Annotated in this window: 24 protein-coding genes and 2 pseudogenes; 13 read left to right on the top strand and 13 right to left on the bottom strand. The window is 70.7% G+C overall.

Annotated features, from left to right (window positions below; all coding sequences use genetic code 11):
* Positions 1–49: 49 nt before the first annotated feature.
* Genes ACFFIA_RS05580 through ACFFIA_RS05570 form a run of 3 tightly spaced genes read right to left on the bottom strand, consistent with a single transcriptional unit; the run spans position 50 to position 4501 of the window.
* On the bottom strand, positions 50–1210 hold the full coding sequence (locus ACFFIA_RS05580) for an ABC transporter substrate-binding protein (protein ID WP_377246410.1): 1161 nt from the start codon (positions 1208–1210) through the stop codon (positions 50–52).
* A gap of 34 nt (positions 1211–1244) precedes the next feature.
* Positions 1245–3014, bottom strand: coding sequence for a thiamine pyrophosphate-binding protein (locus tag ACFFIA_RS05575; RefSeq protein ID WP_377246407.1), 1770 nt, complete (start codon positions 3012–3014; stop codon positions 1245–1247).
* Positions 3011–4501, bottom strand: coding sequence for an aldehyde dehydrogenase family protein (locus ACFFIA_RS05570; RefSeq protein ID WP_377246404.1), 1491 nt, complete (start codon positions 4499–4501; stop codon positions 3011–3013). Before ACFFIA_RS05570 ends, ACFFIA_RS05575 begins: the two co-directional genes overlap by 4 nt.
* 156 nt (positions 4502–4657) lie before the next feature.
* On the opposite strand from ACFFIA_RS05570, the gene ACFFIA_RS05565 reads away from it, so the two are divergent.
* The 3 genes from ACFFIA_RS05565 to ACFFIA_RS05555 are packed head-to-tail and all read left to right on the top strand — an operon-like array spanning position 4658 to position 7482.
* Complete coding sequence (locus tag ACFFIA_RS05565; protein ID WP_377246401.1) at positions 4658–5458, top strand: IclR family transcriptional regulator; 801 nt, start codon at positions 4658–4660, stop codon at positions 5456–5458.
* 48 nt (positions 5459–5506) lie between these two features.
* A complete protein-coding gene (locus ACFFIA_RS05560) occupies positions 5507–6682 on the top strand; it encodes a CaiB/BaiF CoA transferase family protein (RefSeq protein WP_377246398.1) in 1176 nt (391 codons plus the stop codon).
* The gene (locus ACFFIA_RS05555; RefSeq protein ID WP_377246395.1) at positions 6679–7482 is read left to right on the top strand and encodes a citryl-CoA lyase; all 804 of its coding nucleotides are present in this window, start codon (positions 6679–6681) and stop codon (positions 7480–7482) included. The genes ACFFIA_RS05560 and ACFFIA_RS05555 overlap by 4 nt, the downstream gene beginning before the upstream one ends.
* Here the strand turns inward: ACFFIA_RS05555 and ACFFIA_RS05550 are convergent.
* Complete coding sequence (locus tag ACFFIA_RS05550) at positions 7472–8113, bottom strand: MBL fold metallo-hydrolase (RefSeq protein ID WP_377246392.1); 642 nt, start codon at positions 8111–8113, stop codon at positions 7472–7474. The two genes, ACFFIA_RS05555 and ACFFIA_RS05550, sit on opposite strands and share 11 nt — an antisense overlap.
* A gap of 90 nt (positions 8114–8203) precedes the next feature.
* Positions 8204–8338, bottom strand: a complete 135-nt coding sequence (locus ACFFIA_RS05545; protein WP_377246389.1) for a hypothetical protein — start codon at positions 8336–8338, stop codon at positions 8204–8206.
* 252 nt (positions 8339–8590) lie between these two features.
* On the opposite strand from ACFFIA_RS05545, the gene ACFFIA_RS05540 reads away from it, so the two are divergent.
* Positions 8591–9559 (top strand): ThuA domain-containing protein, encoded by a 969-nt coding sequence (locus ACFFIA_RS05540; RefSeq protein ID WP_377246386.1) that lies wholly within the window; start codon positions 8591–8593, stop codon positions 9557–9559.
* Between the two features lie 70 nt (positions 9560–9629).
* Here ACFFIA_RS05540 and ACFFIA_RS05535 read toward each other — a convergent pair whose 3' ends face one another.
* A complete protein-coding gene (locus ACFFIA_RS05535) occupies positions 9630–10523 on the bottom strand; it encodes a shikimate dehydrogenase (RefSeq protein ID WP_377246383.1) in 894 nt (297 codons plus the stop codon).
* Positions 10524–10612: 89 nt separating this feature from the next.
* Between ACFFIA_RS05535 and ACFFIA_RS05530 the strand changes: the two genes are divergently transcribed.
* Positions 10613–11299, top strand: coding sequence for a TetR/AcrR family transcriptional regulator (locus ACFFIA_RS05530; RefSeq protein ID WP_377246380.1), 687 nt, complete (start codon positions 10613–10615; stop codon positions 11297–11299).
* A gap of 184 nt (positions 11300–11483) precedes the next feature.
* On the opposite strand, the pseudogene ACFFIA_RS05525 reads toward ACFFIA_RS05530, so the two are convergent.
* Together ACFFIA_RS05525 and ACFFIA_RS05520 are read right to left on the bottom strand one after the other, a co-directional pair.
* Positions 11484–11792, bottom strand: a pseudogene (locus tag ACFFIA_RS05525) (nucleoside/nucleotide kinase family protein); the annotation flags it as partial.
* Positions 11793–11852: 60 nt separating this feature from the next.
* Positions 11853–13289, bottom strand: coding sequence for a pentapeptide repeat-containing protein (locus tag ACFFIA_RS05520; RefSeq protein WP_377246377.1), 1437 nt, complete (start codon positions 13287–13289; stop codon positions 11853–11855).
* Between the two features lie 160 nt (positions 13290–13449).
* Between ACFFIA_RS05520 and ACFFIA_RS05515 the strand changes: the two genes are divergently transcribed.
* Both ACFFIA_RS05515 and ACFFIA_RS42580 read left to right on the top strand, forming a co-directional pair.
* The gene (locus ACFFIA_RS05515; protein ID WP_377246374.1) at positions 13450–13794 is read left to right on the top strand and encodes a hypothetical protein; all 345 of its coding nucleotides are present in this window, start codon (positions 13450–13452) and stop codon (positions 13792–13794) included.
* Between the two features lie 98 nt (positions 13795–13892).
* Positions 13893–14452, top strand: a pseudogene (locus ACFFIA_RS42580) (ADP-ribosylglycohydrolase family protein); the annotation flags it as partial.
* 120 nt (positions 14453–14572) lie between these two features.
* Here the strand turns inward: ACFFIA_RS42580 and ACFFIA_RS05495 are convergent.
* Positions 14573–15097: a GNAT family N-acetyltransferase gene (locus ACFFIA_RS05495; protein ID WP_377246368.1), complete on the bottom strand. Its 525-nt coding sequence runs from the start codon at positions 15095–15097 to the stop codon at positions 14573–14575.
* A 94-nt stretch (positions 15098–15191) separates the two neighbouring features.
* Complete coding sequence (locus tag ACFFIA_RS05490) at positions 15192–15950, bottom strand: metallophosphoesterase (RefSeq protein ID WP_377246365.1); 759 nt, start codon at positions 15948–15950, stop codon at positions 15192–15194.
* Positions 15951–16196: 246 nt separating this feature from the next.
* Here ACFFIA_RS05490 and ACFFIA_RS05485 point away from each other — a divergent pair, with 246 nt between their 5' ends.
* Positions 16197–16676 (top strand): GNAT family N-acetyltransferase, encoded by a 480-nt coding sequence (locus tag ACFFIA_RS05485; protein WP_377246491.1) that lies wholly within the window; start codon positions 16197–16199, stop codon positions 16674–16676.
* Between the two features lie 121 nt (positions 16677–16797).
* On the opposite strand, the gene ACFFIA_RS05480 is transcribed toward ACFFIA_RS05485, so the two are convergent.
* Positions 16798–17223, bottom strand: coding sequence for a DUF6069 family protein (locus ACFFIA_RS05480; protein WP_377246362.1), 426 nt, complete (start codon positions 17221–17223; stop codon positions 16798–16800).
* A gap of 31 nt (positions 17224–17254) precedes the next feature.
* Positions 17255–18607 carry an FAD-binding oxidoreductase gene (locus tag ACFFIA_RS05475; RefSeq protein ID WP_377246359.1) on the bottom strand — a complete coding sequence of 451 codons (1353 nt, stop codon included), beginning with the start codon at positions 18605–18607 and terminating at the stop codon, positions 17255–17257.
* Between the two features lie 47 nt (positions 18608–18654).
* On the opposite strand from ACFFIA_RS05475, the gene pdxR reads away from it, so the two are divergent.
* The 4 genes from pdxR to ACFFIA_RS05455 all read left to right on the top strand — a co-directional run bounded on the left by pdxR (position 18655) and on the right by ACFFIA_RS05455 (position 23093).
* A complete protein-coding gene (gene pdxR / locus ACFFIA_RS05470; RefSeq protein ID WP_377246356.1) occupies positions 18655–20118 on the top strand; it encodes a MocR-like pyridoxine biosynthesis transcription factor PdxR in 1464 nt (487 codons plus the stop codon).
* Between the two features lie 113 nt (positions 20119–20231).
* On the top strand, positions 20232–21059 hold the full coding sequence (locus ACFFIA_RS05465) for an alpha/beta hydrolase (RefSeq protein WP_377246353.1): 828 nt from the start codon (positions 20232–20234) through the stop codon (positions 21057–21059).
* 235 nt (positions 21060–21294) lie between these two features.
* The gene (locus ACFFIA_RS05460; protein WP_377246350.1) at positions 21295–22407 is read left to right on the top strand and encodes a CapA family protein; all 1113 of its coding nucleotides are present in this window, start codon (positions 21295–21297) and stop codon (positions 22405–22407) included.
* Positions 22408–22664: 257 nt separating this feature from the next.
* Positions 22665–23093 (top strand): CBS domain-containing protein, encoded by a 429-nt coding sequence (locus tag ACFFIA_RS05455; protein ID WP_377246347.1) that lies wholly within the window; start codon positions 22665–22667, stop codon positions 23091–23093.
* A gap of 160 nt (positions 23094–23253) precedes the next feature.
* Here the strand turns inward: ACFFIA_RS05455 and ACFFIA_RS05450 are convergent, their stop codons facing one another.
* Positions 23254–24711, bottom strand: coding sequence for an MFS transporter (locus ACFFIA_RS05450; protein ID WP_377246344.1), 1458 nt, complete (start codon positions 24709–24711; stop codon positions 23254–23256).
* Positions 24712–24767: 56 nt separating this feature from the next.
* Between ACFFIA_RS05450 and ACFFIA_RS05445 the strand changes: the two genes are divergently transcribed.
* Positions 24768–25253, top strand: a complete 486-nt coding sequence (locus ACFFIA_RS05445; protein ID WP_377246341.1) for a winged helix-turn-helix transcriptional regulator — start codon at positions 24768–24770, stop codon at positions 25251–25253.
* Positions 25254–25324 lie beyond the last annotated feature (71 nt).

The following is a 25324-nucleotide window of genomic DNA, read 5'->3' as shown; positions in this document are numbered from 1 at the left end:
TATGGGCGAACCGGGGCGGCGCGACCGCCGCCCCGGGGGCACGACATCGTCACGCGTCCGTGGCGGCGATCAGCTTGCCGCCGGTGATGGTCCCGATCGAGGTTTCGAAGATGCCCACGCCGGTCTCGTCGAACGCGAAGTCGCCCAGCAGCCCGGAGTGCTTGGTGGCGCGGATGGCGTCGGCGAGGCCCTTGCCGGTGGCGACGTTGCTGTTCTTCAGCGCGGTGAGCATGATCTGGGCGCCGTCGTACGCCTTGGCCCCGTGCATCTCCGCTTCCTCGCCGTGCGCCGCCAGGTACGCCGCCGCGAACGTGCGGGACGCGTCGCTGATCTCGTTGCTCAGGTACGGCGAGCTGACGATGGTGCCTTCGGCGTTGGCCGCACCCGCGGTGTCGATGAACACCGGTGTGCCCTGCGGGGCCGCACCCGCGAACGGCGCGGTGATGCCCAGGTCGCGAGCCTGCTTGACGATCAGTCCAGACTGGACCTCCTCGGCGCCGACGAAGACCAGCTGCGGGTTCTTCTGCCGGATGCCGGTCAGCGCGGCGCTGAAGTCCTTCTGGTCCGTGGTCACGACGTGGTCGGCGACCGGTGTCACGCCACGGCTCTGCAGCGCCTTGAGGAACGCGTCGTGCTCGCCCTTGCCGTACGAGCCGTTGTTGGTGATCACCGCGATGCTCTTGATGCCCTTGGTGTCCACGATGTACTTGGCGAGCGTCTCGTCGTACGTCGTGCTGGTCGGGCCGTTGAGGAACAGGAACGGACTCTTCACCGCGACCAGGCCAGGCGACTGGCCGGAGGTGATGTTCGGGATCTCCTCCTGTTGCAGGATCGGCGCCATCGCGATGGTCACCGCGCTCTCGGCCGTGCCGAGCATCGCGATGTAGCCCTCGCTGGCGATCTTGCGGGCCACGTTGGTGCCGACCGTCGGGTCGCCCTGGCTGTCGAAGACACCGAGCTCGATCTGGCGGCCGTCGATGCCGCCAGCCTTGTTCCACTCGTCGACGGCGAGCTTGACGCCCTTGAGCTCCCACGCGCCGAGCGAGCTGAGCTGCCCGCTCTGGGCGTTGACGACAGCGATCTTGATGGGGCCGTCGCCCGACGACTCGGACTCGGCGTTTTCGCCGGGCGCGGAGCACGCGGACAGCACGAGCGCGGCCGCGGTCACAGTGGACAGTATGGCGACACGTCGTTGCGCGAACAGGGACATGACACATCACCTCGTGGGGGTACGTAGGGTGGGTTCAGTCGAAGACGCCTTGGTAGATATCCTTGATGTTCCAGTGCCCGGGGGTCGGCACCGGTTCGTTGACCATCGGGACGTCGAGGACCGCCGGCCGGCGGGCCGCGACCGCCGCGCGGAGGGCCACACCGAGCTCCGCCGCGCTGGCGATGGTGTATCCGTCCGCGCCGCAGGCCCGCCCGTAGGCCGCGAAGTCGGGGCTGTAGGGCTGGCCGTCGTGGTCGAGGAAGTCGCAGCCGAAGCTGCGGCCGAAGTTGCTCGCCTGGAGGTCGGAGATCGTGCCGTGGGACCGGTTGTTCATCACCACGAAGATCACCGGCGCGCCCTGCTCCACGGCCATCGGCACGGCTGGCAGTTGGGCGCTCATCCCGCCGTCGCCGACGAGGGCGACGACCGTGCGCTCGGGCTGGGCGATCTGCACGCCGATCGCGGCGGCCGGGCCGAAGCCCATGGTGGACGCTCCGCCCGGCGTGACGAACCGGCCTGGCTCGGGCAGTTCGTAGCACTGCGCGACGCCGTTCTTGTTCCATCCCACGTCGGTGACGAGGACCGCGTCGGGCGGGAGGGCCTCGCGCAGGTCGGTGAGGATCCGCTCGGGGCGCAGCGGAAACTGGTCGCTGCGCCCGCGCTCGCGGCTCTCGGCGAAAAGGGTGGTGCGGGCGGCGTGGATCCGCTCCCGCAGGCCGGGCCGGCGGACCGGCTCGGGCCGCAGGTCGGGCACCGCGCCGGCGATCGCCTCGACCGCCTGGTTGACATCGGCGACCGCGCCGATCTCCACCGGGAAGTTGCGGCCGATCTCGGCCGGGTCGAGGTCGATCTGGATGAGCCGGCCCGGCGGGAAGCGCCAGGTGTGGCGGCGGTCCCAGGAGCTGGCGTCGGTCTCGGCGAAGCGGGTCGCCAGGGCGAGCACGACGTCGGCCTCGCGGGCGTACTCGTTTGTCAGCTCCAGCCCCCAGAAGCCGGGCATGCCCAGCAGCAGCGGATGCCGGTCGGGCAGCGTGCCCTTGGCCATCAGCGAGTGGGCGACCGGGATGTCGAGGTGCTCGACCAGCGCACGGAGCGCGGCGACGCCGCTCTCCCGGCGCAGGCCGCCGCCGAGGTAGACCAGGGGCCGCCGCGCCCCGACCAGCGCCTCGGCGATCCGCCGGGCCACGCTCCTCGCCAGGTGCGGCGCGGGGGCGTCGGCGACGAGGGGGTACGCCGCGGCGGGCGCCGGCCGGGAGAAGTGGTCCATCGGCACGTTGAGCAGCACCGCGCCGGGCCGGCCAGAGGTGGCGGTCCAGAACGCCCGCTCGGTGAAGCGGGCCAGGTCGCGCACGTGGTGCACGTTCCAGGCGCGCTTGACGAACGGGCGGAGGATGGCCGCCTGGTCCGCGTCGGCGTGCAGGTTGACCTCCTGGTGGGGGTGGCGGCCGTAGTAGTACGACGGGATGTCGCCGGAGATGACGACCATCGGCACCGAGTCGAGCGCGGCGGTCAGGACGCCGGTGACCGCGTTGGTCAGGCCCGGCCCGACGTGGGTCAGCAGGACGCCCGGCTTGCCGGTGGCCCTCGCGTACCCGTCGGCGGCGTGCGCGGCGGCCTGCTCGTGCCGGCTCATCACGAACCGGATGCGGCTGCGGCCGAGCGCGTCCAGCAGCGCGATGTTGGTGTGTCCACAGAGGCCGAACACGTACTCCACGCCGTACGACTCCAGCTGGGCGACCATCGCCTGCGCACCGGTCAGCACCGGCTCGCGCACCGCGCTCTCCGGTATGTAGTCGAGCGTCATGACTGTCCTTCCTGGCCGGTCCAGAGCGAGATGCCGCGCAGCATCAGCGTTTTCACGACCGTGTAGTCGTCGATCATGAAGCGGGGTGACTCGCGGCCGAACCCGGAGTCCTTGACCCCGCCGAACGGCACATGGTCGAGGCGGTAGTTGGACGAGCCGCCGACGACCAGGCCACCGACCTCCAGCTCCCGCCAGGCGGTGACGATGCGGCGGATGTCCGATGTGAACAGCCCGGCCTGGAGCCCGTACCGGCTCTCGTTGCAGGTGGCCAGCACCGCGTCGAAGTCGTCGTACGGCAGCACGCTCACCAGCGCGCCGAAGACCTCCTCGCGGACCACGAGGGCGTCCGCGGGCGGCCCGGCCACGACCGTGGGGACGACGGTGGCGCCGTCGCGCCGCCCGCCGGTGGTGACCGTCGCGCCGGCCCCGGCCGCCTCGGCGGTCCAGCGGACGACCCGCTCGGCGGCCTCGTCGTCCACCATGGAGCCCACGTCGGTGGCCGGATCGAGCGGGTCGCCGACCCGTAGCGCCTCGACCGCAGCGGTGAACGCGGCGACGAACTCCTCGTACCGGGAGCGGTGCACGTACACGCGCTGCACCGAGATGCAGCTCTGCCCCGAGTTGGTGTAGCCGGTGCGGGCGCAGACCCCGGCGGCGTGCGGGATGTCGGCGTCCTCGCACACGATCGTGGCCGCGTTGCCGCCGAGCTCCAGCACGAGGCGCTTGGCCCCGGCGGCCCGGGCCACCGCGGCTCCGGAGGCGGCGCTTCCGGTGAAGCTGATGACCGCCACCTCGGGTGCGGCGCACAGCTCGGCGCCGACCCGGGCGTCGCCGTGCAGCACCTGCACCGCCTCGGGCGGCATACCGGCGTCGAGCAGCAGCTCGACCAGCGCGGCGGAGACCGCGGGCGCCTGCGGCGGCGGCTTGACGATGGTGCTGTTGCCGGCCGCGAAGGAGGCGGCGAGCTTGTGCGCGAGCAGGTTGGCCGGGGCGTTGAACGGGGTGATCGCGAGCGCGACGCCGGCGGGCGCCCGGTACGTGAACGCGGTGTCGCCCGCCCCGCGCGGCCAGCCGGCGACCGGCAGCACCTCGCCGTTGATCTGGCGCGCCTCGGCGGCCGAGACCGCGAACGTGTCCGCGACCCGGTCCATCTCGCCACGCCCGTCCTTGAGCGGCTTGCCCAGCTCCAGCGCGAGCAGGCGGGCAAGCTCCTCGCGCCGGCCGGCGACCAGGCCGGCCGCGCGCTCCAGCACGGCGGCGCGGGCGGCCGGGGCGAGCCGGGCCACGACCTTCGCACCGCGCCGGGCGTACGCGCGTGCCGCCAGGACGTCCTCCTGGTCCGCCTGACGGGCGCGGCTGACCACCGCGCGCACCCACGGCCCGGTCCGCTCCGACTGCCCGCCTTCGGTGACCCACTCGCCTGCGATAAGGCATCCCACGTCGCTGACGCGGTGCTCCGGGAGGAGCTCGGGTGGGCTGTGGCGCATCGTCCATCCTCCAGATGAGATCCACTAGCCGGTCCTTCTGGACCACAGTACGGACTAGGTGTAACGTACGGGCGGCGAGGCCCGCTGGCAATAGCCGGTTCCGAAACCGTTACGGGGATGTGAATCCGTCCCGGGAGGCACGAGAACATGGAGTCCGTGACCAGACAGCAAGCACACGCATCGCGGTCCGACGCGGCCGACGCGTCCGAGGCCGGCGGCGTTCGCAGCGTGCAACGGGCCATGGACATCCTGTCGCTGCTGACCGACGCCCGCCCGGTGGTGAGCATCCGCGAGATCGTCGACGAGACCGGCCTGGCCAAAACCACCGTCATCCGGCTCGTGCAGACTCTGGAGCAGGCCGGCCTGCTCTGGGCCACCGCCAAGGGCTACACCGCCGGTCCCGGCCTGTGGCGCTGGGCCCACCTGGCCCGGCGCAGTTGGGAGCTCCCGCCAGAGACCCAGCAGCTCATGCGCGACCTGGCCGGCCGTCAGCGGGAGACCGTCAACCTCTACGTGGCCCGAGACATCTACCGGGTCTGCGTGGCCCAGCAGGAGAGCCCGCAGCCGCTGCGGCACGTCGTGCAGGTCGGCGACGAGCTGCCGATGTGGGCCGGCGCCTCCTCCAAGGTGCTGCTGCGCGACGCGTCCCCCGCCCTGCTCGCCCGCGTCGCCCGCAGCTCGCCCTACGGCGAGTCGCATGTGGACACGCTGCGCGAGTGGATCGACGGCGTCGCCAAGACCGGCTACGCGACCAGCGCCGGCGAGCGCGAGGCCGGCCTCTCCGCGGTCGCGGTGCCGGTCACCGGCCGGTCCGTGGCCGTGGTGGCCGCGCTGTCGCTCAGCGGCCCCACGATCCGCTTCACCGACGACCGGATCGCCGAGTTCGTCGACGACCTCAAGCGGGTCGCGGCGCGCATGTCGGAGCGGGGCTTCGACCATCCACTCGCGACCGCCTGACCCGCCGGCCCGGGCCCCCGCCCGCGGCGCCCCCGAAGGAGTACGCGAATGCCTGACCGTCCGCTCAGCGGTGTCCGGGTCCTCGACCTGACCAACGTCCTCGCCGGGCCGTACTGCAGCTATCAGCTGATGCTGCTCGGCGCCGACGTGGTCAAGGTGGAGTTGCCCGGACACGGCGACCTCGCGCGGCGCCTCGGCCCTGAGCCGGAGCTGAACGATGCGGGCATCGGCGCCTCGTTCCTGGCCCAGAACGCCGGCAAGCGGTCGGTCGAGCTGGACCTGAAGGACGCCGCCGGCCGGCTCCGCTTCGAGGAAATGCTGCGCGACGCGGACGTGCTGCTGGAAAACTTCCGGGCCGGCACTCTCCAGCGCATCGGCTACGGCTGGGACCGGCTGCGCGAGCTCAACCCTCGGCTGGTCTACTGCGCCATCTCCGGCTTCGGCCAGAGCGGACCGATGAGCCAGGCGCCCGCGTACGACCAGGTCATCCAGGGCCTGTCCGGGATGATGAGCATCACCGGCACCTCGGACACCGCCCCCCTGCGGGTCGGCTTCCCGGTCTGCGACTCGGTCGGCGGGCTGGTCGCCGCGCTGGCGATCACGGCCGCGCTCGCCGGCCGGGCCCGCACCGGCGAGGGCAGCCATCTCGACGTGTCCATGCTGGAGGCTTCGCTCTCCGCGATGGGCTGGGCGGTCTCCAACTACCTCGTCAGCGGCGTCGCACCCCAGCCGATGGGCGACCAGAACGCCACCGCCGCCCCCTCCGGCACGTTCGACGCCGCGGACGGCCCGCTGAACATCGCGGCCAACAAGCAGGAACAGTTCGAGACACTGTGCCAACTCGTGGGACGGCAAGACCTTCTGCGCGATCCGCGGTTCGCCGAGCGGGACGCCCGCAAGCGGCACCGGAGCGCGCTCAACGCCGAGCTGAACACCGCGCTGCGGGAGCGCCCGGCCGCGGAGTGGGAGGCGCTGCTCTCCAGCGCGGGAGTGCCTGCGGCCCGGATCCTCACCGTGCCGGAGGCCGTCGAGCTCGACCAACTGCGGCACCGCGGCTTCTTCACCGAGCTGCCGTTTCCCGACGGGTCGGCCCGGCGCCTGCGGGTCAGCGGCAACGGCGTGCTCGTCAACGGCCGTCCGCTGCGCCCGACCACACCGCCGCCCCTGCTGGGCCAGCACAACGCCGACCTGCGTCATCCCGCCACCTCCGGAGAGGCCGCATGAGCGAGCTGCGCGACGTTTCCGACTGGTGGGCCACCGGGGTCTCCCGGATCGAGCCCGGCGTGATCGAGCTGCGGGGGCGGCCGGTGCAGGAGCTGATCGGCACGACGAGCTTCGCCTCGGTGATCTGGCTGATGCTGCGCGGCCAGCCGCCCACCGAGGGGCAGGCGCGGCTGCTCGAAGCGGCGCTGGTCGCCTCGGTCGACCACGGCCCGCACGCGCCGTCGATCGCGGCGGCACGGATCGCGGCGACCTGCGGCGTCGGCCTCAACAACGCGGTCGCGACCGGCGTCAACCTGCTCGGCGACTCGCACGGCGGCGCCGGCCAGCAGTGCGTGGAGCTGCTCGGTGATGTGGTGCGCCGCCAGGCCGAGGGCGCCGAGCCGGCGACGGCCGCCGCTGACGCGGTCGCCGCCTGGCGGGTCCGGTCGCCGTACGTGCCGGGCTTCGGCCACCGCTTCCACACCGTCGACCCCCGTCAGGATCCACTGCTGTCCCTTGTGGAGGTGGCGGTGGCCGACGGCACTGTGGAGGGTGCCTACCTGCGCGCCGGGCGGGCGGTGGAGGCGGCGCTCAACACCGGTCGCGCCCGGCCGATCCCGATGAACATCGACGGCGCCACCGCGATCATCTACGCGGAGCTGGGCTTTCCGGCACCGCTGGCCCGAGGGCTCTTCGTGCTGGGGCGGAGCGTGGGGATCCTCGCCCACGCATGGGAGGAGAGCCAGCAGGGCCGGCGCAACAAGGGCCCCATGCCGCCCGACATCCTTCCCACGTACCTGGGGCCGGCGGTCACAGAGTGAGCGTGAGCCCGTCCTCCGCAACGTCCTCACCTCCCCCGACCGCGAGCGGGTTGGTGTTGTTGAGGTGGGTGTAGAGCAGCCGCCGTCCGGGCCGGGGCGGCAGTGCCCGTCGCGAGGCCGCCACCGGCAGGTGCCCCATCGCGCTCGCGGTGCGGCCGCCGCCGGTCCCCACCACCATCTCGTCCTCGCGCAGGAACGTGCCGTCCAGCACGGCACAGTCGGCACCGTCCACGAGCGACGGTACGAGCGCCGGTAGGCGGGGGGCGTACACCAGCGTGCCGCCGGTGCGCGGGTCGGTGATCCGGTACGCGACGACCCAGTCCGCGCCACCGGAGGCCGCGGCGTAGCGGGGGCGCTTCGAGCCGACCACCGTGGCGACCGCGCGCGGCCCGCCGCGGATCGGCGTCTCCCGGCGGCCGGGGCCGGGCGCCAGCTCCGGCGTGGCGAGGATCTGCGCGCGCAGGTCCGGTGAGGCGTTCAGCAGGTACCAGTGACGGCCGTCGCCACTGAGGGCGACGCAGTCCTGGGTCCGGCTCACGCCGGCCGCACGGGCGGCCGCGCAGCCGTCGCAGGCGCAGTTCCACTGTGGAACGCCGCCGCCCGCGGCGGTGCCGAGCATTCGCAACCTCATCGCGGGGGCCTCGGCATCGCCAGCGGGCGCGGTCCGCCTTCCGGAGCCGCGGCGCCGAGCCGGTCGGCGCAGCGGTGAACTCCTCCCGGCTCAGCGGTCGCGGACCGGTAGCCACGGTCCGGTGTCCCCGGAGTACGCGGTCACCTCGCGCCTGGTCTCCAGGCACTCGATCCGCCGACGCTGCCACGCTCGCCGCGCCTTGGGGTCTCGCTTTGTGGCCGCCACGGCCATCACCTCCAAGCAACAGAACCGACTTGGATCCGCTAGGTGGTGCGGTAGATCCGCTGGACGGTCTCACCGTACGGCCGCTCATGGTCGCCCCACAAGACTCGACCCCGAAACAAATCCTTCATCTCCACGCCTCAGACGCTTGCCGGACAGGTGGGCCAGGGCTATATTCGGCAAACCTCTAGACGGTACGAGCGGTCCATCTAGCGGACCATCCGTGCGACCCCATTCACCGTTGAAGGAGCCCACATGCCTAAGCGGCATACCCTGCTCGGCGCTGCCCTCGGTGCCGTGCTGACAGCCACCGTCCTGCTGCTGAGCACCGCGATCCCCACATCCGCCAACAAGCCCAAGCCCGAGGACCGCGGCGCCCAGAACCTCGGCTACTCCGACTACGGCGTCTGCCGGGGCACCAACCCCGCCTGCTACCACGACTGGGGCAACTTCGACCCCGCCAACGGGTACCGGGTGCTGGTCTACAGCCGCACCGTCGGCCCGCGCCACGCCCACCTCGGCCCAGCCCTTGGCCCCGGCCTCAATCCCCCGCTCACCGAGGCCAACGCGGCCGTCAACGGGCTGCGCAAGCTCGGCGCGGACAACGGTTTCGCCGTCGACTGGACCGAGGACGTCGCCCAGCTCTCCTCGGCCGGCTCGCTGCGGCGGTACAACGCGGTCATCTTCATGAGCACGACCCGCGACACGCTCGACGACAACGCGCAGACCGCGCTCATGCAGTACATCCGCGCCGGCGGCGGCTTCGTCGGCATCCACAACGCGTTCGGCACCGAGTACCACTGGAAGTGGTACGAAGGGCTGCTCGGCGGCGCCAACTTCTACGACCACGGCCCCAACCAGCCAGGCGTGGTGCAGATCGAGAGCCGCAAGGACGTCTCCACCGAGGGCCTGCCGCGCCGGTGGGCGTTCAGCGACGAGTGGTACAACCTCGTCCCGTTCCCGTCCCAGGTGCGGATACTGGCCACAGTGGACGAGGACACGATGGCACGCGGCACGAGGGGCGGCCTCGGCCACCCCGGGCACGGCGACAAGCACCCGGTCTCGTGGTGCCAGTACTACGACGGCGGCCGCTCCTGGGTCACCACCCTCGGCCACGCCGTCGACGCCTGGACCGCCACGCCCATGGAGGGGGACGCGTACTTCCTCGCGCACGTCCTCGGCGGCATCGAGTCCGCCATGGGCCGCGAACCGTTCTGCCGGTAACCCCGCGGCCGGGGTGTGGGGCACCCAATGGCGTGTGTCCCGCGCCCCGGTCCGGCCGCGCAGGCCGCCCTCACGCACCGCCGGCCCCGGCGTCGACAGTGGTCAGCGACCGGAAGTGGCGCAGCATCCGCTCGGCGTCGGGTGCCACGCCGGCGAAGAGGCGAAACGCCTCCGCGGCCTGGAAGACGACCATCTCCCCGCCGCCGAGCGTCCGGCAGCCAAGCCGGCGGGCGTGGAGCAGCAGCTCCGTCTCCAGTGGACGGTAGACGATGTCGGCGACCCACAGCTCCGGCCGCAGCAGCCCCAGCGGGAGCGGGACGCCCGGATGCCCGGTCATGCCGACCGGCGTCGCGTTGACCAGCCCGTCGGCCTCGCCCAGGCATGCCTCGGTCAGCTCCCGGCCGCCGCCACCGACCCGGTCCGCGCCGAAGCGCGCCGCCAGGGCGTCGACGAGTGCCGCCGCACGGCGGGCGTCCGCGTCGACGACGGTCAGCCGCTCGGCACCGAGCCACAGCACGGCGTGCGCCACGGCGGCACCGGCCCCACCCGCGCCGAGCAGCACCACGTTCTCCAGCGAGGCGCCGGGCAGGCCGCGCTCGAAGCTCTGGGTGAAGCCCGACCAGTCGGTGTTGTAGCCGATCGACACGCCCCCGGACCAGACGACCGTGTTGACCGCGCCGATCGCGGCGGCGTCCGGCGACAGCTCGTCCACGTGGCCCAGCGCCACCTGCTTGCACGGATGGGTGATGTTCAGCCCTCGGAAGCCCAACCTGCGCGCGGCGACCAGCAGGTCACCGGTCGCTCCCACCGGCAACCCCAGCTCGTCGATGTCGATCACCTGGTACAGGTAGCGCAGCCCCTGCAGGTCGGCCTCACGCTCGTGCAGCGGTGGGCTCAGCGACGTACGGATACCCGCCCCGACCAGCCCTATCAGGATCCGCCCCGCGAGGTGGGCTGCCTCCACGCCGCCTCCTAATGTACGAACTAGTACGTTAGTTATCTCGTGCGGCACAATCCTTCGTCAAGACCTCGTCAACGGCTTGGAGCGACGCGATGACGGCACCAGCCCTCCCTGACCGCCAGCGGGACGCCGACCGCACCCGCGCCGAGATCCTCGAGGTCGCCACACGCGAGTTCGCCGACCGCGGCTACAACGGCGCCCGCGTCGACGAGATCGCCGCCCGCACCCGCACCACCAAACGGATGATCTACTACTACTTCGGCGGCAAGGAGCAGCTCTACATCGCCGTCCTGGAGCGGGCATACGCCCAGATCCGCGAGGCCGAGCAAAGCATCGACGTCGACCACCTCGACCCGGTCACCGCGATCCGCCGGCTAGCGGAGATCACCTTCGACCACCACGAGGCCCACCCCGACTTCATCCGGCTGGTCAGCACCGAAAACATCCACCGCGCCGAGCACCTGGCCCGAGCGCCCGGCCTCGTCACCCTCAACACGCCCGCGATCCGCCTGATCCAGGACCTGCTCCGGCGAGGGCGATCCGCCGGCCTCTTCCGCGCTGACATCGACGCCGTCGACCTGCACATGATGATCAGCGGATACTGCTTCTTCCGGGTCGCCAACCAGCACACGTTCGGCACGATCTTCGGCCGCGACCTCATGGACCCGGCCAACCGCGAGCACTACCGCACGATGCTCGGCGACATGATCGTCGGCTACCTCACCGAAGCCCCCGGCCGAGACTCCCCCACGCCGCTAGCCACCGGGACTGAAAAGTAGCTGTGCAGGTCATCGACGACCGGAGGTTGGCGGCCGACCGCGAATGCAAGATGTCGCTCTGCGGTGTTGTAGCCGGCGAGCAGGGAGGCAACGGCTTCCTGGTTCCGACCCGCTCGGGCGGGGGAGCCAGTGGGCCAGGGACGGCATCGCGCGCCGAGTGCGGCACCGGCGCTGAGCCAGTGACCTAGTGTGCTTGGGTCGCCCAGACCGGCTGGTGGGGCTCGTCGTTGTGCACGATGATGTCGACGTGATCGGTCGGGCGGACCGTAGCGAAGTAGAACTGTTGGGAGGGGATGTAACGCTCGCGCCAGCGCCGTTCGACTTCGGCCCGAGATGACACGCGGTGCTCTCGGATCACGGCACGATCCACGGTCTTCTCGAGCGTGGTCGACACGAATATGCGCAAGTCCCACCGATCGATTAGTTCCGGGCGCATGAGGAACACGCCGTCGAAGACCAGCACGGCGCCTGCGGGGGCAGTCGTCATCGACGGGTCTTGGCCAGAGCGTGTGCTTGGCGCGCGGTGCCGGCAGTTTCTGACCTGATCGGCGGCTCAGGCGACCGCGCCGTGCAGGACCACGTGGGCGGGCGGGTCGCCGCCGAACACGACATCGCCGTGGAACGTGGCCCGGCCTTCCGGCCCGCCCAGCGTGAACGACGCCTGGCCGAACCGGCTGCCGTCGAACCGGGTCGTGCCGTGGAACTGGGCGCCGGTCAACTCGACGAACTGAGCCTCGCAGCCGCTGAGGTCCAGGTCGACGAGCGTGGCGCCACTGAGCCAGAGGTTCATGCCTGGCCACTGTCCCGGGCCGGGCCGAAGCCGCCGCGTGATGATCTCCTGTGCCTGCTGCCGCAGGCTCAGCAGCGCGACCTGCTCGGCGGTGCGGCCGTTCGCGCGCAGGTCGAACGGGATGGGGATCCGCAGAAACGCGCAGAGCGTGGCCAGAACCCGCTGCCGCAGCTCTGGCCGGTCGTCGCCGAGCTGGGCCAGAATCCCCAGGCCGGCCGCGCGGACGGCGGGATCGGCGACGGCGAGCTGCCCGGTGTACGGCGCGACCGAGGTGTCTGGGACAAGGTCACCGCCATCGGCCGGCCGCACCGTCCAGCCCAACGGCCACACCGACTCGCCGTCTTCGTTGCCGCCGGCCCAGTACGCGCCGGTGAGGTCGACGGCGGGCTGGTCGAGGTGGACCCGCCCGGCGAACCGCGCTCCGGTGAACGTCGCCGCCGCACCGAACCGGGCGTAGTAGAACCAGGCCGGCCCGTCGAAGCAGGCATCTACAAAGGACACATCGGCGGCAAAGCGCGCCCCGTCGCCGCCCTCCTCCCAGTCCTGGTAGTCCTCGATGAGCACCGCGACCGGCCACTCTGGATCGTCCTCGTTGAGCTCGTCCCACGGCGCCGGGTCGATCTCCTCGACCGTGTCCCAAGCCTCGTCGTCGTCCCACCACGTATCGGTGCCCCGACCGAACCACGCCACGCCGCTGAACGCCGCGCCGGTGAAGTCCGCCCGTGCGCGGAACCGGGCGCGGCCGAACACGGCCTGGCCGCCGAATCCCGTACCGGCGAAGGAGGCGTCGCCGTGGAAAACCGCTCGCTGGAACAGGGCATCATCGTCGAACATGGCGCCGTCGAAGACAGCGGTGCCAACGAACCGGGCGTCGGCGAACCCGGCGCCGCCGAGCCGGCAACCACGGAAATCGACATCGACAAGCGTCGCACCCGACAGGTCAATGCTGACGCCTTCCCACCCGCCGCCAGTCGTACGCAACCGGTCGGTCAGCAAGCGCAGCACCACGCGACACTCCCCGGCCGCGTCAGCGGGCGGCGTACGCAACCACGCGCACAGCGTGTCCGCGACCGGTTGACGCAACTCCGGATCGGCCGCGGCCAGCGCGATCAACGCCTCCGCCGCCGCACTCCGCGTGCCCACCTCGGCCGTCACGAACCGGTCCGCTGCCACCTGGTACACCGTCGAGGTCTCATCCACGCGCCAGAGCCTATTAGGCGGGCGCGACACGGGTGGGGAGGTGACGGTGTCGAGCAAAAGGATCAATCGGTGCCGTCCTTGCGTGCCCGCTTGCTCGGCGATCGGTTGCGGGTTTGCGGGAGAACGCTGCTCGATGATCTGTATGGCCTGTACGAGCAGGGTGAGCGGCGGCTGCGAATGCCTTCATCAGGTCACGGATCAGCAGGACGTCGTCGTGGGGAGAGGACACGCCCGCCATGGTGTCACCGCTCGCCACGCCGCCGGGGAAACGGGACGGCTCACCGACCGCTCAGTTGGCTTCGACGCGGCCACTTCGCCTCCTGGAACGGCGCCGGCGCCCGGCGCCTATCCGTTCCTCTGGACCGACGAGGTCGAGGAATTCCTGGTCGCCGCGCACCACGTGCAACCGGCGCTGCTGCACCGCGTCGACCCGTACCTGGGCCTGACCGATGCTGATGTTGCGGCGGTACAGCAGTGGCTCGAACAGCACGAGGAGGCCGGCTAATCAGCTACACCCGATGCTGCCGAGAGGTACGTCGCGGGACCTGGTTTGTCGTTGCGGGCTTCCGGGCGCGTGTCGGGTCTGGCAGGATCACTTGGAACATGACCATGCTGGACCTGTGTTACGACAGCTTGGAGGGGCTGTCGGTGGGCGACGCGTTGGGCGCCCAGTTCTTCGTTCCCGGATCTGATTTCGCTGCGCTTTTGGGCGGGCGCTTGCCGAGCGCGCCGTGGCCGTGGACCGACGATACCGAGATGGCCTGCTCGATCGTCGAGGAGTTGCGCCAGCACGGCGGTATCGATCAGGACCGTCTGGCGCGCGGTTCGCGGAAAGCTTCGAGCCCTACCGCGGCTATGGCGGTGGTGCCGTCGTCCTGCTTCGTCAGATCCGTCAAGGCATACCCTGGCGAGAGGCCGCCGCGGCGGCATTCGACGGGCAGGGATCGATGGGCAACGGCGCGGCGATGCGGGTGGCTCCGCTCGGTGCCTTCCACGCCGGCGACAGCCGCACCGCCGCGCTGGAGGCCATGCGTTCAGCGCAGGTGACCCACGCACATCCGGAGGCCGTTGTCGGGGCCGTCGCGATCGCGGTCGCCGCGGCCGAAGCCGGGTGGGCCAGGCTGACTCGCCAGCGGCTGGAGCCGGCCGAGTTGTTTGACGTGGTGCAGGCTTATCTCGTCGACGGTCGAGTCATGAACGGGACCGTTCACGCCAGACGCCTGATTGGCGTGAGTGTGGCCGAGGCCGCCTACGAACTCGGCAACGGCTCGCAGGTGCTGGCCTTAAGGCTGCCGCACTCCGCTTGCCACATCGGAGAGGGCGGTCTTCGCGGGCTCGTCGAGGCGCAGGATCGTTTCCTCGATCTCCATACGTCGTCCACTGGCGAACGAGATCTCCGTGCCCACGATCGCGAATCCCGCCCTCTGCAGCACCTTGAGCGATCTCACATTGTCACTCGCGGCGCGGGCGAAGACGGGCCGCACGCGAACCGACTCCAGGAGCAGGGCGAGCGCTCGGCCGGCGATGCCTTGCCCCCAGAAGGACCTGTCGATCCAGTAGGTGACCTCGGTATCGCCATCAACCACGAAGCTGGCGATGCTGCCGACCAGCCGTCCATCGACGGTGACCGCCCGGGTGGTCACCTCCGGCGACGTCCGGACCTTCGCCATGTGGACATCGAACGCGGTGCGGTCATCGGGATTTTCGGCCGTGAAGGCGGCCATGCGCACAGACTCGGGATCCCGCATCTGTTCGAACAAGGCATCGAGGTCGGAGTCGTCGATCGGCCGCAGCGCCACCTCAGCCACAACTACCCTCCAACGGTGGTCCAGCGACGATCAGCGGGGCGCACATACCAACATCGTCGGACAATGCGTGAGGACTCGACAGTCAGTGTGCCGATCAGCTCAGGAGTGTGGCACCGTGCAAGATGAGCGGAGACCAGGTCGGCGCGCCGGTCGTGCCGTGTTTGGGATCGACGCCGATGAAGCGGCAGCCGCCGATGCGGGTGACGGTGTATCGGGCGGTCCAGTCGACGGTCGAGCGCTGACGGATCCGTTCGCCGCACAACCAAGTCTGCCGCCGGTAGCTCACGATGGTCGAGTGGCCGTGGATCTGGCCGAAAGGAACGGGTTCTTCAGCCTGTAGCCAGGACTGGTAGACCTCCGGGCCGGCCTCGGCCCACAGCGGTCCGCGATCATGCCAGAGCAGCTCCTCCGGCCTGGTGTTGAGCAGGTCCGCGGCGGTGCCCGCGGTCACTGGTGCACCCAAAGCCCGCCACGCTTCCACGCCCAGACCGGCGTGGGTGATCAGAAGCTCCTCCCCGTCCGCGGTACGTACTGCGGCGGCCACCCGCAGCCACTCCTTCATCCACCACGTCTGCAGCAGTTCGACGTCGGCGGGGGCGAGTTTCTGCGGCCAGAACGGCTCGCCGCCGAGGTACTGCGACTCGTGGTTGCCGATCAATTGGATCCAGCCGCACCCGCCGGCGTCCAACCGCTGCCGAACGAGCGCCAGCACCCCCGAGCTGTCGGGGCCTCGGTCGATCAGGTCACCAACCTGGATCACCAGCGCGTCCGGGTCCTCGACTATCGGCCCGATCGCCTCCGCCAACTGCACGACGCACCCGCCGACATCGCCGATGATCGCGATCTTCGTCATGTCGCCTCCGTGCGGTCGACAATAGCGCCGCGGTCGAAGGTCCTTGCCGAGACCGAACCTCTCGGCCGCCTACGCCACCGTAGGGGCCGCTGCGAATCGTCGACTTCCGGGATGTGGACCCGTGAACGGTCGTCGCATTGCACCGCATCGCGCCCAGCGCCATGCGAGACACCCGCTCATGCCGCACTCCGCGCGCGGTGCTGACCGCAAAGCCCAGGCTCATGCCGCCGCCAGCGATCGCTTCGTATTGCCGCTCTGCCGGCCCAGCCGACAAGCGCATTACCTACGACGTCGCCGCCAGCCGACCGAACGGCGGATCAGGGCCCGCGCGGCCAGCAGGCCGGGACGCGGGCCGCCTTCGTCTCATGGTGGGACGGCGGATTCGCCGGCTACCTGACCGTACGCTGGACCAGCGACTATGCACCGTTCCGCGCCGCTGGCGTTCCGGAGATCGTCGACCTCAACGTGCTGCCTCAGTTTCGACGTCGAGGAATCGCTTCGACCCTCATGGACGCGGCCGAGGGTCTCATCGCGACCAGAAGTGACACCGCCGGTATCGGAGTCGGCCTGTACGCCGACTACGCCGCGGCCCACTTGATGTACCTGCGCCGTGGATACCTGCCAGACGGGCGAGGTGTGGCCTATCGCGGCGCCAACGTTGAGCCCGCAGCGTCCGTGAGAGTCGATGACGACCTCGCTCTCATGTTGATCCGCCGCCTTCGCTAGTGGCCGCTAACCTTGGCCCCGCTTCGCCGGCGCGGGTGACCGTCGGCCGGCTGGGCGGGCGTGGTGGGAGGGCTGCCGGCCTCGCTCCACACTCACGCCCGTGTGCCGCGGCGAACGATCGTCAGGCAGCCAACCGACGGGCGATGACAGGGATCACGATCGCGGCGGCGATCAGGTGTGCTAGCACGAGCGTGCACTCGGTGGCGAGATTGGCATCGACCAAAAACGGTGGTACGAGCGACAGCGCGGTGAGTGCCACCGCGGTGCGGATCCAGATGCGTGCCGGTTGGGACGCCCAACGGCGGATCGCCAGGGCGATAAGGATGCCCACGACGCTGAAGGTGAACGTGAGCTGTGTGAAGCCGAACAGCGGAATCGACTCGCCGCCGTCGGGCAGCTCGAAATCGACGCCGACGGCCATGGCGATGGCCGCGACGGCCGTCACGGTGACGGCGGCGGCAGCCGCTGCGGCCAGGCCCGGCAGGAACAGCCGGCGGCGCTGCTGGCTGCGCGTGCTGAGCTGGTCGGTGGGAGCGGTGGAGGTCATGAGCGTCCTTTCCATCTGTCTCGGTGCCAGCTCAGGCGTGGCTGGGCCGGATGTTGTGGTTGAGGTGGAAAACGTTCTGCGGATCCCAGACGGTCTTGAGGGCGGTCAGCCTGGCGAGCTTGGCGGCCGGGTACGCACGGCGTACCCCGCGTTGCCCCTCGTCGCCAGCGAGCGAGTTGACGTAGACGCCGTCGGCGTACGGGTCGAGCGCCGATCCGGCCCTGCGAGCCGCTGCCATCCGGGCGTCGTCTTCGGATGGCTCGGTCCAGCGGGAGCCGGCGCCAAACTCGAACGTGGTGCCGCGGTGACTGAACGCGGCGTCAGCGTCCGCGACGTCGGCGATCGCGCCGCCGTACGCCTGCAGGCCGACGCCGGGCAGTTGGGTACCGCCGTGCAGGTCTGTCGCGCCGCGCAGCAGGAACGCCTCGATCGCGGCGGTGGGGAACTGCCGCAGGTAGTGCGCGCTGGAGTACCGGCGGTAGGCGTGGCCGCCGGTGGTGTCGTCGCGTTGCTGGAGTTCGAGGTATGACGGGGTGGTGACCCGCTCGGCGACCGGGCGCCCGAGCGCGCGCATCGCCGGCACCAACCGGTGACCCTGTGCCGGGTCGCCGACCCATACGAAGCCGACGGTGGCGATGGGGCCGCTGGCCGTGCTGCGGACATCGGCGGTGAAGGTCGCCTGCCGCGGCGCGACGGCGTTGAGGTCCCGCCAGCCTTCGAGCACCGGCACGGCGTCCTCGGCACGGAAGTCGAACTCGGCGACCAGGGTCTGCGTTCCGGTGTGGTGCAGTTGGAAGTCGAAGTCGGTGACGATGCCGAAGTTGCCGCCACCACCGCGCAGACCCCAGAACAGGTCGAGGTTCTCGGTCCGGCTCGCGGTCACGACCTCCCCGTCGGCGGTGACCATCGTGTAGGAGGCGACGTTGTCGCAGGCCAAACCGTGTTGGCGGGCGAGCCAGCCCATGCCGCCGCCGAGGGTCAGGCCGCCGACCCCGGTGTGCGAGACGTTGCCCGCGGTCGTGGCGAGGCCGTACGGTTGCGACGCCCGGTCGAGTGCGCCGAGCAGCGCGCCGCCTTGGACCCGGGCGCGCCGCCGGATCGGGTCGACCCGAACGTCGTTCAACGGGGTCAGGTCGATCATCAGGCCGTCCGCGGGGACAGCGAGGCCGGCGACGTTGTGCCCGCCGCAGCGTACCCCGATCTCCAGGTCGAGTTCGCGGGCGAGGCGCACCGCGGCTACCACGTCGGCGACGCTCGCGGCCCGCACGATCATCCGGGGGCGACGGTCAATCATGGCGTTCCAGACAGTGCGGGCCGCGTCGTAACCCGGGTCGCCCGGGGTGAGGAGGCGGCCGTCGAGGCGAGGGCTGGTCGCTGTCGTCATATGTCTGAGCCTGACGGAAATCGGTACACCCGGTAAGGTCCGATTGCATGGGCCAAATCAGGACCAATTCGAGTACGGCGGAGGACCTGCTCATCGATGTGGACCGGTCCGCGCCCGAACCGCTGCACCGGCAGATCGCCGCCTCGATCCGGGGCAGCATCCGGGCCGGCCGGCTGCGTCTCGGGACGTCCCTGCCGCCGACCCGCACGATCGCAGCCGATCTGGGAGTGTCACGCGGCGTCGTGGTCGAGGCCTACCAGCAACTCGTCGCCGAGGGCTACCTCACCAGTCGAGCGGGCGGCTACACGCAGGTCGCGGTCGAGCCGGTTCCGGCGCCGCCGGGTCGCCGCGGCGGGGATCGGCCGGCGGCCCGGATCGACTTCGGGTACGGCCGCACCGACGTGTCGTCGTTCCCCCGGGCCGCCTGGCTGCGTTCGGTGCGCACGGTCCTCACCACCACACCGAACGAACGCTTCGCCTACCTCGACGGGCGTGGCGTGCCCGAACTGCACGCAGCCCTGACCGACTACCTCAACCGCGTCCGCGGCACGTCCGCCCGCCCGGAGAACGTCGTGATCTGCAGTGGTTACGGCCAGGGCGTCTCGCTACTGCTCCAGGTGCTCGCGGCGCGGGGCGCCCGCCGGCTGGCCGTCGAGGATCCCTCCCCGGACGACGACGCCCGCCTCGTCGCGGCCGCCGCCGGCCTGGACGTGATCGGCGTCCCGGTCGGGCCGGACGGCATTCTCGTCGAGGAACTGGAACATACCGACGCCGACGCCGTCGTACTGACGCCCTCGCACCAGTGGCCCACCGGCGGGGTCCTTTCGGCCACCGCGCGTTCCCGGGTGATCGGCTGGGCGCAGCGCCGCCGCGCCGTGGTGATCGAGGACGACTACGACGCGGAGTACCGGTACGACCGCTCGCCCGTCGGCGCCATGCAGGGGCTGGCCCCCGACACCGTCGTGTACTGCGGCACAGCGAGCAAGACCCTGGCGCCAGGGCTGCGCCTCGGCTGGCTGCTGGCGCCGCCACACCTGGTCGACGAGATCACGGCGGCCAAGGTACTGGCCGACCGCGGCTCTCCCGTCATCGACCAACTGACCTTCGCCGACTTCCTCACCCGCGGCGAGTTCGACCGGCACCTACGGCGCATGCGCCCGGTCTACCGCCGCCGCCGCGACGCACTCCTGGCCGCACTGCGCACTCGGCTGCCCGAACTGGAACCGGTCGGAGTCGCGGCGGGCCAGCACGTCGTGGCCTGGCTCCCGCACGACCTCGACGAGGCCGCGGTCGTGGCCGCCGCCGCCCGGCACGGACTGGTCGTGCAAGGTGTCTCCCGGTACCGACTGAACCTCGCCGGACCAGGCGGGCTGATCTTCGGCTACGCCACCCTCACCGAACGCGCCATCACAGACGGAGTGGAAGCCCTTGCCGACGCGGTCGCAGAGGTCCGAAACCCTCAGCGGTCCACGCAGTCGTCGCCAGAAACGGCGCCAGACCCGACGCCCTAAAAGGTCGACACATCCGCGGCAGCGGCGGCGGGCCGCGACTTCATCCCCGCGGGGTGAGGCGACCGCGGTTCGCGGGTTGCGACGATTGTTGGTGCCCCATCGGAAGGAGCGCCATGAGCGAGCCGACGACCAATGTCCCGCCGATCGTGCTGATCCACGGGCTTTGGATGACCGCCCGAAGCTGGAATCCCTGGGTGGAGTACTACCGGGCGAAGGGGCATGACGTCGTCGTGCCGACGTACCCGGGATTCGAGATCGAGGTCGAGGCGCTGCGCGAAAAGCCCGAGGTCATCGCCGAGGCGTCCGTCCCCGCAACGGTCGACCACCTCAGCGAGGTGGTCGAGAGCCTGGACCGTCCACCGATCATCATTGGCCACTCCTTCGGCGGGACTCTGACCCAAATCCTGGTCAACCGCGGGTTGGGCGCCGCCGCGGTGGTGATCGACTCGGCGCCGCCCGAGGGCGTGCGGGTGAACCCGCCGTCCCAGATCAAGTCCTTGTTCCCGTTCCTTTCGAAGCCGGCCACCCGGCACCGCGCGGTGGGCTTCACCAAGGAGCAGTTCCACTATGTGTTCGCCAACACGCGCAGCCGGGAGGAGTCCGACGCGGCGTACGACCGCTTCCACATCCCGGCGCCCGGCAACTGGGTGTGGGCCTACGGTCTGATAGCCAACTGGAAGCCGGGCCACCAGGAGACCTGGATCGACTACGACCTGGACGACCGCGCGCCGCTGTTGTTCATCATGGGCGGCAAAGACCACCTGATGCCGCCCTCGGTGAACCGCTCGAACGCGAAGAAGTACCGCAACTCCGAAGCGACGACCGAGACCTACGAGTTTCCCGACCGCCCACACTTCACCTGTGGCCTGCCCGGCTGGGAGCAGGTTGCCGACCACGCGCTCGAGTGGGCGATGAGCCACGCGCGAACCCGGCAGGCGTGATCAACCCCAGACAGCGGCAACTCACGAGCTGGTGACGTAGAAGCCGCGGGCGTCGGCGAAACCCGCCCGTAGCGGTCCAGCAGCCCGCAGGCCGTCGCCCGCCCACGCCGTCCTCGAATGGCCAAGGGAACGTGTAGGCGTCCTCCGGCTGGGTAGTCGCCTGCCATGGCTACGACACTGTGCGACCTGAACGCCGACCGCTGAGCCGCGGGCCGCTGGGCATACCTGTACCCCGATGATGTTGTTCTTGTGCGGCGACGTGATGACGGGTCGTGGCGTCGACCAGATCCTGCCGCACCCCGGTGATCGGGCGCTGTGGGAGGGATACGTGCGCGACGCCCACGAGTACGTCGCGCTGGCGGAATCGGCGCACGGCCCGATCCCCCGGCCGGTCCCACCGTCATGGCCCTGGGGTGACACCCTCCCGCGGCTGGAACAGTTTCGGCCCGACGCCCGGATCATCAATCTGGAGACCAGCGTCACTGATCGCGGCGTGCCCGCACCTGGCAAGGGCATCCACTACCGCATGCACCCCGCCAACATCGCCTGTCTCACCGCCGCGCGGCCGAGCGTGGTGAGCCTTGCCAACAATCACGTGCTGGACTTCGGTACGCAAGGCCTCGCGGACACCCTCGACGGCCTTTCCGCCGTGGGCATCCAGACCGCCGGCGCCGGGCCGGACGCCTCCAGCGCGCAGCAGCCCGCCGTGGTCCCGGTCGACGGCGGCCGTCGGGTCGTGGTCTTCGCCGCCGGTACCCGCGACAGCGGCATCCCCTCGGGCTGGGCCGCGACCGGTGACCGTGCCGGCGTCCGCCTGCTGCCCGACTTGTCCAGCCGCACCGCCGCGGAGGTCGGCGCTCAGGTACAGCGTGTCAAGCGCCGCGGCGACGTCGTAGTCTTCACCGTCCACTGGCGACCCAACTGGGGCTACCACGTCGATGACGAACAGGTCCGGTTCGCGCACGACCTCGTGGAGAGGGGCGTGGACGTCGTACATGGACACTCCTCCCACCATCCCCGGCCGATCGAGATCTACCACGGCAAGCTCATCCTGTACGGGTGCGGTGACTTCATCGACGACTACGAGGGCATCGGCGGCCACGAGCAGTACCGCTCCGACCTGCACGTGATGTACCTGCCGTCGATCGATCCGGACAGCGGTCGCCTGGCGCGGCTGACCATGATTCCGCTCCAGGCCCAGCGCATGCGGCTACGCGCGACCACCGGACCGGACACCACCTGGCTGGGCAGCCTGCTCGACCGGATCAGCCGCCCCTTCCACACCCGGATCGATCGCACCGACCAGCACACGCTCGAGGCGGTGCCCGACGGAAACCCGCCCGAGTAGCCCGAAGTCGCCAAGAGCATCGCCTCACGGGTCCTCAACAGCGACCTCACCGCGGCCGTACCGCCCGACAACCGCACCTCCGCATCGGTCAGCCGGCCCCGCGCCCAGCGGCCGGATGATCGCCGCCGCCGCGACCTGCCCCCGCCGCACGTGTTACTGGCCGGCAGCTTGGGGCATACGACCCGTGTCGGATGCCGCCGTGAGCGCGGGGGCCAGGCGGCCTGGCCCGGAAAGAGCCGCCGAGAGCGAGGGATGAGATGACCAACGCACGCGACATCATGCACGTGGGCGCCGAATGCATCGCGGCGCCGCAGACAATCGCCGAGGCGGCACGCAAGATGCGCGACATGCACATCGGGTCCCTGCCGATCTGCGACGACGAACGCCTGAACGGCATCATCACCGACCGGGACATCGTGGTCAGGTGCATCGCCGAGGGCCGCGACCCGCAGGCGATGACCGTGGGCGAACTGGCGCAGGGGATCCCCATCTCGGTCGATGCCCAAGCCGACATCAACGACGTCCTCGCCCTGATGGAACAAAACACGATCCGGCGGCTACCCGTACTTGACGACGACCAACGCATCGTCGGCATGATCAGCGAAGCCGACCTCGCCACCCACCTGCACGAACACGCCGTCGGCCAGTACACCTCAGCGGTCTACTCCGCACCACCCAACAGCTGAAACCCTCGCCGGGCAACCCACGACCGCGACCTGCCGCCTAGCTAATCCCAGCCTCGCGCCGGGCGCCATGGCGGGGCTGGTGCCGGTCGGGCTCGCTGCCGGCGGGCCAGACGACCTGAAGGCGGGACTGGCGTGCCCAGCGCTGGCTCGCCAGTGATGGTCATGAGGATTCCCTCGACGTGGGTTGGCTGGGAGAGGCCGGCTGCTCGGGGGAAGGCGGCCCGGGGTCAGTGCCACCGCGGGCCGATCGTCCGCTGGTCTCCATGGTGAGTGCGGCGGCCGCGGCCAGGATGCCGGTGGCTGCCACGAAGAGCCATGCGGCCCGGGCGGTTCCGATGTTCGCCGCGCCGGTGCCGAGGATGCCGGCCAGAATGGCCACGCCGAGCGCGAACCCGATCTGGCGGGATGTGCTGACGACACCGCTGCCGGCCGAGGCGTGTGCCGGGGGCAGGGTGGCGGTCGCCGCGGCGACCTGGTTCGGCATGGCGAGACCGACACCGACACCGACAAGCAGCCACGGTGCCAGGAAGGACGTCAGGTACGCGGGCGTGGCGTTCAGCGTGCTCGCCTGCACGGCTGCGGCGGCCGTGACCGCTAGGCTGCCCAGCGCGATCAGACGGGACGGGCTGACCCGGGGCAGCAGCCGTGCGGCGAGTATCGACGTGATCGGTACACACAGCGGGCCGACCGCGATCGCCAAGCCCGCGTGGAGAGCGGAGTAGCCCCAGGCCTGCTGGAGCCAGAGGATCGACAGCAGCAGCGCGGCGCCAAAGCCGGCGGAGAAGGCGAGGGTGGCAACGTTCGCCCAGGTGAACGACCGGACCCGGAGCAAGGTCGGCTCGATGACCGGGGAGCGATGGCGGGCGCTCCTGGCGGCGAAGGCGGCGATCGCCGCCGCCGCGGCGACGAAGCAGCCGACGACCTGTGCGGACGACCACCCCCAGTCGTTCGCCTGGACCAGGCCGAGGACGAGGACACCGACCGCGAGCACCAGAAGGCCGGCGCCGAGCAGGTCCGGCCGCGACGCGGTGAGATTGTGCCGGACCTCAGGGACATAGCGGACCGCGACAAGAACGAGCAGCAGTCCCACCGGAACATTGATCCAGAACGCCCACCGCCACGACAGCTCGACCAGCCCGCCACCCACCGCGGGGCCCAGCGCCGCGGCCAGCGCGCTGGTCAGCGCCCACAACCGGGCGCCAGCGGCGCGGCGCTGCGGTGGGAGAGCCGCCAGGAGCAGGCCGAGGCTCGCCGGGGTCATCGCCGCCGCTCCGGCGCCCTGCACGACGCGGAACGCGACCAGCGACCACACATTGTCGGCGAAGCCGCAGGCGAGGCTGGCCCCGGTGAAGACCGCGAGCCCGGCGACGAACCCCAGCTTGCGGCCATACCGGTCGCTGAGCTGCCCGAGCGGCACGAGCAACGCGGCGAAAACGACGGTGTAGGCGTTGAGCACCCAGCTCAGCTCGGCGAGGGCCGGCGCACTCCCGGCGCCGGCGAAGTCGCGACCGATCTCGTCGAAGGCGACGTTCACGATGAACAGATCGAGGCCTGCCAGGAAGGTCGCGCCGGTGAGGATGGCGGTCATCGCCCGGGGATGCTGGCTTTGGGATGGCATAGCCAGACCGTAGGGCCTGACTTTCGACAAGGCAAGTCAGGTGTAGGGTGAGAAACATGGTGTTGCAGTTGGCGGGACGACTGGCCGACCGCGGTGATGTTCCGCTCGGCGACCACTGCCCGATCGACCGCGCCCTCCACGCGCTGGCCAACCGCCCTGCGATCCTGCTCCTGCGTGAGGTGTTCTACGGCGTATCCCGGTTTGACCCCCTGGTGAAACGGGTCGGCGTCACCGAGGCGGTCGCCGCGCAGCGCCTGCGAGAACTCGTCGCCATCGGCGTGCTGGCCAAGCGGCCTTACCGCGAGCCCGGGCAACGGACGCGGCACGAGTACGTCCTGACAGACCGCGGTCGGGAACTGTCCCCGATCGTGCTCGGCCTGCTCAGTTGGGGCGAGACCCATCTGCCTGATGATCGCGGCAGCGTCGCCATGACACATGCCGGCTGCGATGCCGCTGTCCGGATCTCGCTGCACTGCGAGGCGGGCCATGAACTTCGCGAGGACGAGGTTGTCGTCACCGGCAACACCGCCGAAGGCGGCTGAGTCCCGAAGGCGGAGTCGGGAGGATCGCCGTCGAGATCGCACGAAACCGATAAGTATGCGTTTCGCATACA

This window comes from Phytohabitans kaempferiae (assembly GCF_042433955.1).
Lineage (GTDB): Bacteria > Actinomycetota > Actinomycetes > Mycobacteriales > Micromonosporaceae > Phytohabitans > Phytohabitans kaempferiae.
Note: the sequence above shows the minus strand (reverse complement) of the source record. Positions and strands in the feature narration are given on the sequence as shown.